The organism is Nocardia arthritidis NBRC 100137, assembly GCF_001612765.1.
Lineage (GTDB): Bacteria > Actinomycetota > Actinomycetes > Mycobacteriales > Mycobacteriaceae > Nocardia > Nocardia arthritidis.
Genome location: NZ_BDBB01000001.1, coordinates 83546 through 98874 on the forward strand (window position 1 = coordinate 83546; position 15329 = coordinate 98874).

Here is a 15329-nt window from a genome sequence, read left to right on the forward strand (position 1 = left end):
AGTCTGCGAGAGCCGGGCGGCGAGCCCAGAACGTCATCCAGCCCACGCTGTCCGTACTGACATAGCGTCATCTGCTCCTCCATACCCTCATGTGCTCGGCAGCCCGACGGGTCTTGCCAGGTGCAGCCGCGCCGTACTATCGGACCGGCTGAAGCGTTTCCTGGCGCGAGTGCGACTATCGAGATGCTCGCCGCGAGCACCGCAAGGACCACACCCAACCCCCTCAACACCCACGAGCTGCTGATACAGCGAGTTTCCGACTGACCTGATCCCACACAATCCCCCTTTGCCGAATTCGGCCCTAGCCGCCGCACATGCCGTTGGCATCGCAGAATCGCTGACTCCAACCGGCTGTGTACGAGTGATCCAGGATGGCCACTCAAAATCTATGACGCGCTCGGCTCCGCGTCGGTTCCATTGATTCGGGACAGAATCACGCTTGGCAGCAATGCGGCAACGACTGAACTCGCCGCCCGCTGCGCGGCAGGGGGCGGCCGTGCGGTGTTCAGCGGATCTTGAAGATCACCAAGCGCTGGACGACGAAGTTGATGACGGTCGCGGGGCCCGGGGAAAGCGCGGTCGTATTTCCTGCGGACTCACCCCGAACCGCGCCTTGAACGCGGCTCCGAACGCGCTGAGCGAGCGGAAACCGCTGGCGTACGCGATGTCGGCGACGGTGCGGTCGCGTGGGGCTTCGCGCAGGCGGCGGTGCGCGCGGTCGAGCCGTTCGGCGCGGATCAGGTCGCTCGGTGTCGTACCGGTGTGGTGCACTGCCAGTTGGATCTGGCGCAGTGACCAGCCGAGGCTTCGCGCGATCGCGGTGGGCGTCAGGCCCGGGTCGTCGGCGTGGCGGCGGACGTGATCGCGGACCGCGGCGTCCACCGTGGCCAGCACGGTGGGCATCGCGTCGCGGCGGCGCAGGCAGAGGCCGAGTAGATCGACGATCGTGTCACAGGCGGAGGCGAACTCGGGCCCGTCGACGGCCGCGCGCTGCTTGCCGAGTTCGGTGATCATGCCTGTGACAACCGATCCCAGCCCCTCCCGCAGGTCGATCAGTGCGGGTCCCGCGCCGAGCTCGAGGGGCAGCGCGCCCGCGGGGACGTTCAACACCCAGCCGCGCGCGGCCAGGGGCTGGCGGAATTCCACGGGACGGGTCTTGGTGACCACCGCGCCGTACCCCGGGATTACCTGAGCGGTGATGTCGTCCTGCCGAAGATGCAACGCGCCGGCGACCGGGATCATCATCCGCAGGCTCTCATCGCCGTCACGCCGGATGTCCCCACGGGTTCTGGCGTAGACGATGCGGTCGGACCAGAAATCGATCAGCTGATAGCCCGCGTATCGCTGCACGGCCGTAGCTCCGCGGAACGACGCCGGACTGGCGAAGCGGCACTGCAACGTGCCCTGATTACGACAGACGTGCTCAGCCCAGAAGTCGGCCGACTCGCGCGGCGGGACCGCGCTGGTATCGACGCGTTCCACGCGATATGGCTCGGCGATCGACACGAGCATCCTCCAGACCGGCGTGCGCGCTTCCGTCAGACCCGTGCACGGATCAGGTCGAGCGCGCATGGGTCCACGCCTAACGTGAGATCCGATCGTACAGATCACAGCCCAGAACACCGGCGCGCCGCGGCCGGCGGCGGCGGGACCCGTTCGACGTAGCGGGAGACGACGCAGCCGGGCATCGGCCCGCCGCTCACCGCGAGAAATGAGCACTGTCATGGACCGCAGGCATATCCATATACAGACTCGGCTCGGGTTGCTGCACGTCGTGCTGACCGGCAGCGGCGATCCGATCGTGATGTGGCCGAGCCTTCTGATGGACGCCGCCCTCTGGGACGCCCAGGTCGCGCACTTCGCACGGAATTTCCTGACCATCGCGGTGGACCCGCCCGGCCACGGGGGGTCCAGTCGTCTAGAGCGGCCCTTCACCTTCGACGAGTGCGCGGGCTGCGTGGTCGACATCCTGGATCAGCTCGAATTACCGCGGACGCATTTCATCGGGAACTCCTGGGGCGCGATGATCGGCGGCACCCTCGCCGCCGAATTCCCTGATCGCGTCGAGTCCGCTGTTCTGATGAACGGCACGGCGTCATCGGCACCTTTCGGTCAACGGCTGCAGTACCGGACGCTGCTGATGGTGATCCGGATTCTCGGCGGAATTCGCCCACCGCTGACCAGATCGGTGGTTCGCGCATTTCTCGGTCCGACAACCGAACGCACGCGCCCGCAGGTGGTCCGGCAGGTCGTCGACGTGGCGCGTCGCAATGATCCGGCATCGGTCGCTCACGCCGTGCGCTCCGTGGTGATCGACCGCCCGGACCAACGAGGCCGCTTCGCCTCGATCGCCTGTCCCACACTGATCGTCGGGGGCCGCGAGGATCGCACGTTCCCCGTGCCCGAACTCGAGGTCATGGCGAAGTCCATTCCCGGCGCGGAACTCGTCGTCGTCGACGGTGCCGCACACCTCGCGGCAGCGGAAATCCCTGACGAAGTCAACCGATTGGTCGAGACCTTTCTGACCCAGCGCGCCGCGACGAGCGAATAGCTCAGCGGATCTTGAAGATCACCAAGCGCTGGACGACGAAGTTGATGACGGTCGCGGTGCCCTGGGCGATGACGAAGGCCAGTGGCTGGCGCCACCACTCACCGGGGAGGGTGAAGTAGAACAGGTTGTTGATGCCGACCTGCACCGCGAACGTCACCGCGTAGAGGGCGACGACGGCGAGGAAGCGGACGCGGCTCGGCGCGGCCTGGAAGGTCCAGCGGCGATTGATCAGGTAGGCGGTTGTGGTGCCCGCCACGAAGCTGATCGACTTGGCGACGATGACCGGCAGGCCCACCAGGTTGAGCAGCAGGCTGTAGAGCCCGTAGTCGACGACGGCCGAGAACCCGCCGGTGAGGGTGAACCGGATGATCTGCGTCTTGAGGTCGACATCGCTGCCGCCGGGCTCGTCGACCAGCGGCAACTCCGCCGGAAGCGGCAGGTGGGGTTCGGCTTGCACGCCGACGAGCGTAGCGCCGAATCGACGATGACCGGGATTCGGCGTTGATCCGACGTGTACGTCACAACCCAGGGGTAGAGCGACCCCGTTCCTATCCGGCGTCATACCTGTAGCCTCTATGCCGATGTCCACGAAAGCTCCGACCGCCACCAAGACAACCGGGAACGACAAGGGCGCCGGCGTCACGAACGACGGCCCGGCCGCGGGGAACGCGTTCGACCTTCCGACGCGCACCCGCACGTTGACCGGGTGGGGTCGCACCGCACCCACCTCTTCCGAAGTGCTCTCGACCAGCGATCCCGAACTGATCGCCAAGGCAGTCGCCATGGTCGCCGAGGACAACGACGGCAAGCCCGCCCACCTGCGGCGCGGCGTGATCGCCCGCGGCCTCGGCCGCTCCTACGGCGACCATGCGCAGAACGCGGGCGGCCTGGTCGTCGACATGACCGCGCTGAACAACATCCATCGGATCGACCGCGACACCCGCATCGTGGACGTGGACGGCGGCGTCAGCCTGGACCAGCTCATGAAGGCCGCGCTGCCGTTCGGGCTCTGGGTGCCGGTACTGCCCGGCACCCGCCAGGTGACGATCGGGGGCGCGATCGCCTCCGACATCCACGGCAAGAACCACCACAGCGAGGGCAGCTTCGGCAATCACGTGCGCTCGATCGATCTGCTGACCGCCGACGGGCAGGTGCAGCACATCACGCCGAAGCGCAACGCCAAGCTGTTCTGGGCGACCGTCGGCGGCAACGGGCTCACCGGCATCATCCTGCGCGCGACCATCGAGATGGTGCCCACGGAAACCGCCTACTTCCTCAACGACGGCGTGAAGACCACGACCCTCGATGAGACCATCGCCGCGCACAGCGACGGCAGCGAGTCGAACTACACCTACTCGAGCGCCTGGTTCGATGTGATCAGCCCGCTGCCCAAGCTGGGCCGCGCCACGATCACCCGGGGCAGGCTGGCCAAGCTCGACGAGCTGCCCAAGCGGCTGCGCAGCAAGCCGCTGAAGTTCGACGCACCGCAGCTGATGACCGTCCCGGACATCTTCCCGAACTGGACGATGAACAAGGTCACGCTGATGTCCATCGGCGAGGCGTACTACCGGATGGGCGGCAACTACACCGGCAAGGTGCAGAACCTGACGCAGTTCTATCACCCGCTGGACATGATCGCGGAGTGGAACCGCGGCTACGGCTCCAACGGCTTCCTCCAGTACCAGTTCGTGGTGCCCACCGAGGCGGTCGAGGAGTTCAAGCGGATCATCATCGACATCCAGGCGTCCGGGCACTACTCGGCGCTGAACGTGTTCAAGCTGTTCGGCCCGGGCAACCAGGCCCCGCTGAGCTTCCCGATGCCGGGCTGGAACATCTGCGTCGACTTCCCGATCAAGCCGGGCCTCAATGAACTGGTCGGCGAGCTGGACCGGCGGGTGCTCGAGTTCGGCGGGCGGCTGTACACCGCGAAGGACTCGCGGACCACCGCCGAGACCTTCCACAAGATGTATCCCCGGATCGACGAGTGGATCAAGGTCCGCCGCAGCGTCGACCCCACAGGCGTGTTCATGTCCGATATGGCGAGAAGGCTGGAGCTGCAGTGATCAATGCCGTTGGCAACCCGCAGTCGATTCTGCTGCTGGGTGGCACCTCGGAGATCGGCTTGGCAATCTGCGCGGAGTACCTGAAGAAGGGGCCCGCGCGCATCACCCTGGCGGCGCTGCCCGGTGATCCGCTGCGGGAGGGCGCGGTCGCCCAGATGAAAGCCGCGGGCGCGAGCCAGGTCGACGTCATCGACTTCGACGCGCTCGACACCGACAGCCATCCCAAGGTGATCGACGCCGCGTGGGACGCGGGTGACGTGGACGTCGCGATCGTCGCCTTCGCCCTCGACGGCGATCCCGAAGAGCTGTGGCAGAACCAGAGCAAGGCCGTGCGGGTCGCCCAGATCAACTACACCGCCTCGGTCTCCGTCGGCGTGCTGGTGGGCGAGAAGATGAAGGCGCAGGGCTTCGGACGGATCATCGCGATGTCGTCGGTCGCCGGTGAGCGGGTGCGGCGCTCGAACTTCGTCTACGGGTCGACCAAAGCCGGCCTGGACGGCTTCTACCTCGGGCTCGGCGAAGCGCTGCGGCCGCACGGCCCGCGCGTGCTGGTGATCCGGCCCGGCATGGTGCGCACCAAGTTCTCGGCGCACGTCAAAGAGGCTCCGCTCACCGTCGACAAGGAAGATGTCGCGGCGCTCGCGGTCGCGTCCTCACAGCGGGGCAAGGAACTGGTCTGGGCACCGGGCGGCTTCCGCTACGTGATGATGGTGCTGCGGCACGTCCCGCGCGCGATCTTCCGCAGACTGCCGATCTGATCCTCGGCGAACGAACTCGGTGCCCGCGTGATCGGTGATCGCGCGGGCACCTATCGTCTGACGGAGTGGACCCTGTGAACCCGGAGGCGCCATGCGAGTAATCCAGTGCGACGAGCGCGGAGCGGTCCGTTGAGCACGGTGACCGCGACGGACGAAGCGCCGCCGCGTTCCACGGATCCGGCCCCGGTGCCGGGGCGGAGGTCGCTCGCGCTCCGGCAGATCGCCTCGGGCGTCGGTGAGGCCGCGCTCGCGGCGATCGTCGCCGCGGTGGTGGCCGTCGTCGGGCTCGTCGCGTTCTCGCTGGTGCAGTGGCCCGCCTTCAACGCCTCGAACGTGACGCGGGCGCTGACCACGGTCGGGCAGGTCGCCGCCGCGGTCATGCTCGCGGTCGCGATCGCGCTGCTGCGGCTGCGCAAGTGGCCCTGGATCGCGAAACTGCTGTCCTGGATCGGTCTTTCGACGTTCGTCACGTTCACGCTCGGCATGCCGCTGGCGGCGACGAAGCTGTATCTGTTCGGTGTCTCGGTGGATCAGGAGTTCCGCACCGAGTTCCTCACGCGGCTGACCGATTCCGCCGCGCTGCGCGATATGACGTACGCGGATCTGCCGTCCTTCTACCCCGCGGGCTGGTTCTGGATCGGCGGGCGGGTGGCGAATCTGCTCGGGATGGACGGCTGGGAGGTGTTCAAGCCGTACGCGATCGGCTTCCTCGCGGTGGCCGCGGTGGTGGCGCTGGTGCTGTGGTCGAGGCTGATCCGCGCGGATTGGGCGGTGGGCGTCGCTGCGGCGAGCACGGCCGTCACCCTGGCCTACGCCGCGCCCGAGGCGTACAGCGCCGTCATCGTGCTGCTGTTTCCGCCCGCCCTCGTGCTCGCTTGGGGCGCGCTCTATCGACCCCTGGAGGACGTGCAGGCGGACGACACCGAGCAACGCACCGCCGGTGGGTGGGGCGCGGTCGTCGGCACCGGGCTGCTCCTGGGCTGGGCGGCCACGTTCTACACCCTCTACTTCCTCGTGGCCGCCTTCGCGGTCGCTCTGATGGGGCTGCTGGCGGCCTTCTTCGCCGTACGCGCGCGGCGTACCGCCGACCACCCGCGCCGCGCTCGAGCCGCGACGATCTCGGCCCGCCCCACTTGGCGCGCGGCGGTTCCGCCGCTGACGCGACTGGTGGTGATCGCGGTGATCGCCGGACTGGTCGCGCTCGTCGTGTGGGCGCCGTACTTGGCGAAGGCGCTGCGCGGCACGACCGCGAGTTCCGGAACCGCACTGCACTACCTGCCGGAAGCCGGAGCCGAACTGCCCCTGCCGATGTTCCAGTTCTCGCTGCTCGGAGCGCTGTGCCTGATCGGCACCATATGGCTGGTGCTGCGCGGGGCGTCGTCGCGCAGGGCGCAGGCGCTGGGTATCGGGGTGGCCGCGATCTACCTGTGGACGCTGCTGTCCATGGTGGCGACCGCCGCGGGCACCACGCTGCTGTCGTTCCGGCTGGAGCCGGTGCTGCTGGTATTGCTGTCGGTCGCGGGCGCGTTCGGGTTCGTGGAGGGCGCACGGGCGATCTACCAGGCGTTGAACGAGCCCGCCCGGTTCCGGCTGGTGGCGATCGTCGTCGCGACGATCGGCGCGCTGGCCTTCGCCCAGGACATCCCGCATGTGCTGACCGCCGAAATCACCACCGCCTACACCGACACCGACGGTGACGGGATTCGGGCCGACCAGCGAGCCGCCTCAGCGGTTGCGCGCTACCGCGAGGTGGACCGGGCGCTCACCGCGCAGACCGGCCGACCCCGCTCCGACACGGTGGTGCTCACCGCCGACACCAGCTTCCTTTCCTTCTACCCCTATTTCGGCTTCCAGGCGCTCACCTCGCACTACGCCAATCCGCTGGCCGATTTCGCGGGCCGCGCTGCCACCATCGCGCGCTGGAGCGAACTGAAGACGTCGCAGGAGTTGCTCGACGCGATGGCGGCGAGCCCGTGGCGCGCGCCGGACGCGTTCCTGTTCCGGCGCAGCGGCGACAGCTACACCTTGCGGCTGGCCAAGGATGTCTACCCGAACGACCCGAACGTGGCGCGCTATGCGGTGAGCTTCCCCAAGGAATTGTTCGCCGACTCGCGCTTCACCAGCACGGATATCGGGCCGTTCACGCTGGTCACCGTCCACCGCTGACCGCTGCGGCGAATTCGCCGCGGTTGAAATCGCGCAAAGTGGATACCCCACCCGTTTGTCGGTCCACGCACAGCGTGGTTGGTACGGAGGGCGCTGTCGAGGAGTGATGCGCAGGTGACACGTGCACAGGACGTCGAGACCGGCACAGCGACGGAATCGGCGCAGGTCGCGGTCGCGACGGAAGCGACGACGGCCGGAGTGCTCACCAGTCCCGCGCGAACCCGGGTTCCCCGCCTTCGGGCCGGTGGCGCCGATCTGCTGGTCGGTCTCGGCTACCTGGCGCTGGCTACGGCGGTGCTGTCGGGTCAGTGGCGCAACACCGACAGCGGATACCTGATCAAGAGCGGTCAGGACCAGACGATGTGGGAGTGGTTCTTCGCCGTCACCGCGCACTCGGTCGCCAACTTGCAGAACCCGCTCGGCACCGACCTGCAGAACTTTCCGGCCGGGGTGAACATGATGGCCAATACGGCCATGTTCGGCGTCGGCGTGCCGCTGACGCCGGTCACCTTGCTCTTCGGGCCCACCGTCACGTTCGTGCTCGTGCTCACCATGGGCCTGGCCGGGACGGCGTTCGCCTGGTACCGCCTGTTGTCCCGCGAGCTCGTCCGGTCCCGGGTAGCGGCGGTGATCGGTGGCCTGTTCTGCGGTTTCGCACCCGGGATGATCTCGCACGCCAACGCGCACCCGAATTTCGTCGTGCTGCTGCTGCTTCCGATCATCGCGGGCCGGCTGATCCGGATGACACGGCGAGCAGCGCAGCCGCGCCGACGGGTGCGCGACGCCGTCATCCTGGGCCTTCTGGTCGCCATGCAGATCGCGCTCGGCGAGGAACCGCTGTTGATCTTCGCACTCGCGTTCGGCCTGTTCGCGCTCGTCTACTACCTGCATGCTCCACGCGCCGGGCTGCGCGTGGCGCGGGCGATCGCACCCACCCTCGTGCTCGGCGCGGTGATCACGCTGGCGCTCGCCGAGATCCCGCTGTGGTGGCAGTTCTTCGGCCCGCAGAGCTATCGCTCGATCGACCACGGCCCGATGGGCAACGACCTCGAAGCGCTGGTGCAGTTCCCGTCCGAATCGCTGGGTGGCGTCTTCGCTCCCGGCCAGAACGTGGCCATCAACCCGACCGAACAGAACGCGTACTTCGGTTGGCCGCTACTACTCCTGGTGGTGTTCACCGTGGGGATGCTGTGGCGCGACCGGGTGGTGCGGGCCGCGGCTGTGGTGATCGCGGTCTTCGGGGTGCTGTCGCTGGGCGCGGTCGCCGCGATCGGCAAGCGGCCGACCGGCATCGCGCTGCCGTGGCGCTGGGCCGAACAGGTCCCGCTGCTGAACACGGTGCTGGAGAGCAGGCTCAGCATGGCCGCGATCCCGGCCATCGCGGTCGTGCTCGCGCTGGCCAGCGAGCGGGCGGTGCGCACCTGGACGCAATCGGCGGTGGACTGGAAGCCGCTCGCGTGGTTCGGCGCTCTCGCCGGTGCGCTGCTGCCGTTGATTCCGACCATCTTGCCGGTGGTCGAACGGCCGCCGACGCCGGACTTCTTCGCCGATGGCGCCGTACGCCGCTACGTCGGCGACGGATCGGTGGTCCTGGTGCCACCGCCCCGGCCGCCCGACGCGCGGGCGCTGCGCTGGCAGGCCGACGCCGAGTTCAGCTTCCCGCTCGCGGGAGGCTACTTCGTCGGACCGACCGGTACGACCAAGAAGGGGATCTACGGCCCCGAGGCCCGTCCGACCGCCGCCCTGCTGGTGCAGGCGCAGGACACCGGGGTGGTGCCGCGGATCGACACCGACGTGCGCGCCCGCGCGCTGGATGATCTGCGGTTCTGGCGCGCCGACGTCCTGGTGCTGCCCGCGACGAGGAACGGCGAGGTACTGCGGGAGACGGTCACGCAGCTGCTCGGATTCACGCCGACGCGGGTCGAGGACGTCTGGCTGTGGGACGTTCATACGCTGCGTGCGTCGGGGGCAGTCGGGATCACACCGGACGGTAGCTAGCATCAACCACCGTGCGACCGGACCGATCTTCTCGAGCGTTCACCCGTATCCGCTTGATCGCCCTCCTCTCCGGGCTTCTCGGATTCCTGCTGGCGTTGCTGACCCCGATCCTGCCGGTGCGGCAGGATCGGGCGAGCGTGGACTGGCCCGAGCCGGGCGCCGCGAGCGTGGCGGCGCCGCTGGTGTCCTACGAACCGCTGCGGTTGCGCGCGACGCTGCCCTGCTCGCTGGTGAGCGAGCTCGGAACAGGGGGCACCGTGCTGTCCACCGTCCCGGCGACCTCCGGCCAGGCGGCGACCAAAGGTCTGGTGGTCTCGGTCGCCGACGGCGTCCTCTCGGTGGTGCTGCGAGACATTCCGCTGCTTTCCGCGCCCCTGGCGGAGGTCGGGTCCTGCGCGACGATCGGCATCGAGTCGAACGCCGCCGCGACGACCCTCGAACTCACCGGCGTCACCCGCCAGGACGGCACGCCGTTCCGGACCACGATCGGCCGGGACGTCCGGCCGCAGCTGGTCGGCATGTTCACCGACCTGGATGCCGGTCGGCTCGCCGGAGCGCAGGTGCACGCGGACATCGACTCGCGTTTCTCCTCCACACCGACGCCGCTGAAGCTGGCCGCCATGCTCGCCGCCGCTGTGTTCACGCTGATCGCACTCGTCGCGCTGCATCTGCTGGACACCACCGACGGGCGCAAGGCGCGGCGGTTCCTGCCCGCGCACTGGTGGCGCGTCACCCCGGCGGACGGCGTCGTGCTGGGCATCCTGGCGCTGTGGCACGTCATCGGGGCGAACACCTCCGACGACGGCTACATCCTGAACATGGCGCGAGCCTCCGAGCACGCGGGTTACATGGCGAACTACTACCGCTGGTTCGCGGTCCCCGAGGCTCCGTTCGGCTGGTCCTACGAGGTGCTGGCCTGGATGGCCCGGATCTCCGACGCGAGCCTGTGGATGCGACTGCCCACCTTGCTCGCGGGGGTCGTCTGCTGGCTGGTGATCAGCCGTGAGGTGCTGCCCCGCCTCGGCGCCCGGGCGCGCCGCAACAAGGTGGCGCTGTGGACGGCCGGTTTGGTGTTCCTCGCGTTCTGGCTGCCCTATGACAACGGCCTGCGCCCCGAACCGCTGATCTCGGCCGGGGCGCTGCTCACCTGGTGCTCGATCGAACGCGCCATCGCGACCGGACGGCTGCTGCCCGCGGCGGTGGCCGTGCTGATCGCCGCGTTCTCCCTCGCGGCGGGCCCCACCGGTCTGATCTGCATCGCGGCGCTGATCGCCGGGTCGCGACCGGTGCTGCTGATCATCATCAAGCGGGCCCGCGGTGTGATCCCGGCCCGCACCGGACCCGACGCGGACGCGGCCGCCGCGGGTTCCGCCGAGGCCGCGGCAGCGGTGAATGCTCCCGGGACGGCGCGTAAGACCTCCCGGGCAGCGGCGGTCTTCCGGTTCGCCGCGCTGCTCGCTCCCGGCCTGGCCGCGGGCACGCTGGTGCTGGTGGTGATCTTCGCCGACCAGACTCTGTCGACGGTGCTGGAAGCCACCCGGGTCCGCACGATCGTCGGCCCGAATGTCGCGTGGTTCGACGAGCGCACCCGCTGGGATTCGCTGCTCATGCTCTCGCCGGACGGTTCACTGGCGCGGCGGTTCGGCGTGCTGGTGATGCTGCTGTGCCTGCTGGTGTGTGTGCTGCAAGTGCTGCGCAAGGGCCGGATTCCGGGCACCTCGCGCGGCCCTTCGGTGCGCATTCTCGGCATCGTGTTCGCGTCGCTGTTCTTGATGATGTTCACCCCCACCAAGTGGACGCACCACTTCGGCGTATACGCCGGACTGGCCGGATCGCTGGCCGCGCTGGCTGCGGTCGCGGTGGGCACCGCCGGCATTCGCTCGCCGCGCAACCGCGCCCTGTTCGCCGCCGCCGTGCTGTTCCTGCTCGCCGTGACCTTCACCGGCTCCAACGGGTGGTGGTATGTGTCCAGCTACGGTGTCCCGTGGTGGGACAAGGCGCCGCTGATCGCGGGCAAGGGACTGTCCACGTTGTTCCTCGGACTCAGCGGCGTCGCGCTGCTGATCGCCATCTGGCTGCACTACCGGGAGCCCTATCGGCGCGAGCGGGCGATGGCGCCACGGCGTTTCGACCGGTGGGCCTCGGCGCCGCTGACCGTGGCCGCCGCGCTGCTGGTGGTATTCGAGGTCGCCTCGCTCGCCAAGGCAGCGGCCACGCAGTACCCCGCGTACTCGATCACCAAGTCGAACGTGGAATCGGTCGGCGGGGATTCGTGCGCGCTGGCCAACGAGGTGCTGGTGGAGACCGACACTGTCGATTCGCTGCTGCAACCCTTCGCCGGATCGCCCGCGGACGGATTGGCCGCGCAGAACAAGGGTTTCACTCCGAACGGGGTGGCGAGCGACCTCACCGCCGACGCCGAGGAAACCGTCTCCGGCGGCGCGAACTCGGTGGACAAGGATTCCGAGAACAAGACCAGCAAGACCACCGGCGCGGGCACCGGCGGCGGCACCACCGCGCAGGCGGGCATCAACGGCAGTACCGTCGCGCTGCCGTTCGGTCTGGACGCGGCGAAGACCCCGGTGCTGGGCAGCTACCAGGAGGGCGAGCAGCAGCAGGCGAAGCTGACCACCCAGTGGTACCGGCTCGACCTGACCGACAGCATGCGCCACGACCCGGCCTACCAGGTGCTCGCGATCACCGCGGCGGGCCGGATCCGGTCGGTGGACGCCGACGGCGTGCTCACTTACGGGCAGGAACTGCACCTGGAGTACGGCGTCCGCGGCGCGGACGGCGAGGTGCGCACGCTCGGCTCGATCGATCCGCTGGACATCGGCCCCGCACCGTCCTGGCGCAACCTGCGGGTGCCGCTGGATCGACTGCCGGGGGAAGTGAACGCGGTGCGGCTGGTCGCGATCGACAACGACATCACGCCCAAGCAGTGGCTGGCCGTCACCCCGCCCCGACTGCCCAAGCTGGCCACGCTGAATTCCGTGGTCGGCTCGCAGGATCCGGTGCTGCTCGACTGGCACGTCGGCCTGGCCTTCCCGTGCCAGCGGCCGTTCGATCACAAGGACGGCGTCGGCGAGATCCCGCGGTGGCGGATCCTGCCCGACCGGGTCGGCTCCGACGCCTCCAACGCCTGGCAGGACGACATCGGCGGCGGCCCCCTCGGCTGGACCGGCCTGTTGTTGAAGTCCCAAACCGTCCCCGCCTACCTCGACCACGACTGGGCCCGCGACTGGGGCTCCCTCGAGAAATTCACCCCCTACGCCCCCGACGCCACCCCCGCCACCATCCACATCTCTCCCCGAACCCGCACCGGTCTCGACACCGACGACCCCATCCGCATCCGCTGAAAGGCATCCGGCGTCCGCGACGCGGCTACCCACGGCTGGCACCCGGATATGTGCCACCCGTGGTCGAGGTCAGGGGATAAGGACGAGACGGCCGCGGAGGCCGCCCGCGGCCAGGCGCTTGTGGGCGGCTTCGACGGAGGTGAGGGGGAAGGTTTCCGACACCCGGAGGGTGAGTTCGCCCGCGTCGACGTGGGCGACCAGTTGGTCGAGTTGTGCGCGATCGGCGCGGACCAGGACCGTGCGGACCTCGGTTCCGCGCAGCGGGATCGGGGTGTTCGGGACGCTGATGGACACGAATCGTCCGCCGCCGCGCACCGCCGCGAGCGTCGTGGGGCCGAGTGCGGCCGCGTCCAGGGCGGCGTCCACTCCGCCGAGGACGAGGGCGCGGACGGCATCCGGCAGGGACGCCTGGCGTGGCACGAAATCGGTGGCGCCCAACGCGCGGACGGTGTCCTCGTCGGCGGGCGAGGCCGACGCGATCACCCGCACTCCTCGCGCGGCGGCGAGTTCGACGGCGAAGCCGCCGACCGCGCCCGCCGCACCGGTCACCAGCAGCGTGTCGGTGGGCGTGAGATCCAGCGCATCGAGGGCCTGGACCGCGGTGAGGCCGTTGAGCGGGATGGTGGCCGCTTGCACCGGGGACACGGAAACCGGGGCGGGCGCGACGTTTCCGGCCTCCAGGACCACATAGTCGGCCTGCGCGCCGAGCGAGACGTCGAGCCGGTCGCTGATGCCGATCACCGCCTGACCCACCGTGAACCCCGTGACGCCCGCACCGAGCGCGTCCACCGTGCCCGCGACGTCCCAGCCGACGCCCCATTGGCCGCGCGGCGCCGCGAACGGCGTGCCACCCACCCCCGCACGCACCATCAGATCCACCGGATTCACCGTCGCCGCCGCGACCGCGATCCGGATCGCCCCCGGACCCGGTTGCGGCGTCGGCACTTCCACGATCTCCACCCCGGCTTCCGGTCCCGGCCGGTGTACCACTACCGCACGCATGACGTTCCTTCCTCTCGGCTGTCGACCAACCTACGAGGCACTACTATCTGCTGGGTAGTAGTTACCCGAGAGTGCGTTAGAGGTGGCGAGGTATCCCCGATGGCGACGAAGACCGCGGCGCAGCGCCGTGAACTGGCCAAACAGCATTACGACGCGTACATCGCCGAGTGCCCGACCCGGCAGCTGCTGGACCGGATCAGCGACAAATGGGTTAGCCTCGTGCTCGCTGCGCTCGCCGAGGGCCCTTTGCGCTACGCCGAACTGAACCGGATCATCGCGGGCGTGAGCCCCAAGATGCTCACCCAGACGCTACGCGGCCTGGAGCGCGACGGCTTGGTGGAGCGGCGGATCACCGCCGAAGTGCCGGTCCGCGTCGACTACGAACTCACCCCGCTCGGGCACAGCCTCCAGCCGGTCATGAGTGCTGTCAAAGCGTGGGCGGAGGCGCGCATGGACGACGTCATCGCCGCGCGGGCGCGCTACGACGGCATCGGTAAGTAAACCGGTTGTCCGGTCTGAAAATGTGCTCCCACCTGTGGCTAAACATCGCAGGACGAATCGGTTCGATGGCCTTAATCTGATTGCCATGACAACGGCATTCGATGAAATGGATCTGCGCGATCTTGTCGGACTGCTCAGCGAAGAGGAACAACGGGAGCTGCGGCCTGCGGTGCTGCGCGTGCTCGGCCGCCTCCCTTCGCAAGAGGTGCTCCGGCGCGAGCTCGGTCTTCGATTGAAGGTCTGAGCGCCCGGTTCGCACCGGCGAAATACGGCAGGGCCGCCGCGCAGGGTTCACCTGCGCGGCGGCCCTGTGTTCGGGTATCTATCCCGTAACCAGCTCGCCGAAGGCGACATCGACGGGTATCGGCACGTCCACGGCCAGCCGACGGGTGTGCAAGCAGACGAGGTGATACCGGCCTTCGGACAGGCGGTACTCCTCGATCTGCTCGATGCCATCGCCGGGCTCGGTGAGAAAGACGATGAGGTAGACCGGGATACCGGCCGCGGCATATGCGGCCTTCTTCTCCACCGTGTCGGTGTGGTGAGAACTATCGGGAGAAACCGATCTCCACTACGAGCACAGTGTCATCGGCGTACAACCGCGCGTCGTCGTCCAGACAGCGATATACGACGACATCCGGTCGACGCAGGCTGAGCGGAACGTCGCTGAGCCGGACGTCCACGTCGGTCTCGACCATCAAGCACGGCTCGGGCTTCCGTGCCGCTTCCATATGTGCGACCATGCGCCGCGCCACGCGATTGTGCAGACGTGATGGACTTTCGCACTTCACGATATGGCCGTCGATTACCTCGATGGTCCGGCAGAACTCAGCGGGCAGCAGTTCGTAATCCCGCGCAGTGATCTGGTCGGGAATCCAGCGGTACCAGTCGCTGGGTCCGCTGCTCGTCATGCCCTGAGACTACCGGCAGG

General features: G+C 68.6%; 13 protein-coding genes. 8 read left to right on the forward strand and 5 right to left on the reverse strand.

Going from position 1 to position 15329, the window contains the following annotated elements:
- Window positions 1-522: 522 nt before the first annotated feature.
- Window positions 523-1506, reverse strand: a complete 984-nt coding sequence (locus tag NA8_RS00435; RefSeq protein WP_169810428.1) for an AraC family transcriptional regulator — start codon at window positions 1504-1506, stop codon at window positions 523-525.
- Window positions 1507-1723: 217 nt separating this feature from the next.
- Here NA8_RS00435 and NA8_RS00440 point away from each other — a divergent pair, with 217 nt between their 5' ends.
- Window positions 1724-2551, forward strand: coding sequence for an alpha/beta fold hydrolase (locus tag NA8_RS00440; protein WP_063048333.1), 828 nt, complete (start codon window positions 1724-1726; stop codon window positions 2549-2551).
- 1 nt (window position 2552) lies between these two features.
- Here the strand turns inward: NA8_RS00440 and NA8_RS00445 are convergent, their stop codons facing one another.
- Window positions 2553-3008 carry a GtrA family protein gene (locus tag NA8_RS00445; RefSeq protein ID WP_245663604.1) on the reverse strand — a complete coding sequence of 152 codons (456 nt, stop codon included), beginning with the start codon at window positions 3006-3008 and terminating at the stop codon, window positions 2553-2555.
- A 118-nt stretch (window positions 3009-3126) separates the two neighbouring features.
- Between NA8_RS00445 and dprE1 the strand changes: the two genes are divergently transcribed.
- The 5 genes from dprE1 to NA8_RS00470 all read left to right on the forward strand — a co-directional run bounded on the left by dprE1 (window position 3127) and on the right by NA8_RS00470 (window position 12895).
- Window positions 3127-4614 carry a decaprenylphosphoryl-beta-D-ribose oxidase gene (gene dprE1 / locus NA8_RS00450; RefSeq protein WP_245663605.1) on the forward strand — a complete coding sequence of 496 codons (1488 nt, stop codon included), beginning with the start codon at window positions 3127-3129 and terminating at the stop codon, window positions 4612-4614.
- The gene (gene dprE2, locus NA8_RS00455) at window positions 4611-5372 is read left to right on the forward strand and encodes a decaprenylphospho-beta-D-erythro-pentofuranosid-2-ulose 2-reductase (RefSeq protein ID WP_063048334.1); all 762 of its coding nucleotides are present in this window, start codon (window positions 4611-4613) and stop codon (window positions 5370-5372) included. Before dprE1 ends, dprE2 begins: the two co-directional genes overlap by 4 nt.
- A gap of 186 nt (window positions 5373-5558) precedes the next feature.
- Window positions 5559-7538 (forward strand): galactan 5-O-arabinofuranosyltransferase, encoded by a 1980-nt coding sequence (locus NA8_RS00460; protein ID WP_174550020.1) that lies wholly within the window; start codon window positions 5559-5561, stop codon window positions 7536-7538.
- A 198-nt stretch (window positions 7539-7736) separates the two neighbouring features.
- Window positions 7737-9536: a DUF6541 family protein gene (locus tag NA8_RS00465; RefSeq protein WP_063048490.1), complete on the forward strand. Its 1800-nt coding sequence runs from the start codon at window positions 7737-7739 to the stop codon at window positions 9534-9536.
- Between the two features lie 11 nt (window positions 9537-9547).
- The gene (locus NA8_RS00470; RefSeq protein WP_063048335.1) at window positions 9548-12895 is read left to right on the forward strand and encodes an arabinosyltransferase domain-containing protein; all 3348 of its coding nucleotides are present in this window, start codon (window positions 9548-9550) and stop codon (window positions 12893-12895) included.
- A 69-nt stretch (window positions 12896-12964) separates the two neighbouring features.
- Here NA8_RS00470 and NA8_RS00475 read toward each other — a convergent pair whose 3' ends face one another.
- Window positions 12965-13897 carry an NADP-dependent oxidoreductase gene (locus NA8_RS00475; RefSeq protein ID WP_063048336.1) on the reverse strand — a complete coding sequence of 311 codons (933 nt, stop codon included), beginning with the start codon at window positions 13895-13897 and terminating at the stop codon, window positions 12965-12967.
- 99 nt (window positions 13898-13996) lie between these two features.
- Here NA8_RS00475 and NA8_RS00480 point away from each other — a divergent pair, with 99 nt between their 5' ends.
- Window positions 13997-14398 carry a winged helix-turn-helix transcriptional regulator gene (locus NA8_RS00480; protein WP_063048337.1) on the forward strand — a complete coding sequence of 134 codons (402 nt, stop codon included), beginning with the start codon at window positions 13997-13999 and terminating at the stop codon, window positions 14396-14398.
- An 85-nt stretch (window positions 14399-14483) separates the two neighbouring features.
- Window positions 14484-14642, forward strand: a complete 159-nt coding sequence (locus NA8_RS34270; RefSeq protein WP_168434190.1) for a hypothetical protein — start codon at window positions 14484-14486, stop codon at window positions 14640-14642.
- A gap of 78 nt (window positions 14643-14720) precedes the next feature.
- Here the strand turns inward: NA8_RS34270 and NA8_RS35430 are convergent, their stop codons facing one another.
- Together NA8_RS35430 and NA8_RS35435 are read right to left on the reverse strand one after the other, a co-directional pair.
- Window positions 14721-14927, reverse strand: coding sequence for a hypothetical protein (locus NA8_RS35430; protein WP_063048338.1), 207 nt, complete (start codon window positions 14925-14927; stop codon window positions 14721-14723).
- A gap of 19 nt (window positions 14928-14946) precedes the next feature.
- Window positions 14947-15309 carry a Uma2 family endonuclease gene (locus tag NA8_RS35435; protein WP_063048339.1) on the reverse strand — a complete coding sequence of 121 codons (363 nt, stop codon included), beginning with the start codon at window positions 15307-15309 and terminating at the stop codon, window positions 14947-14949.
- Window positions 15310-15329 lie beyond the last annotated feature (20 nt).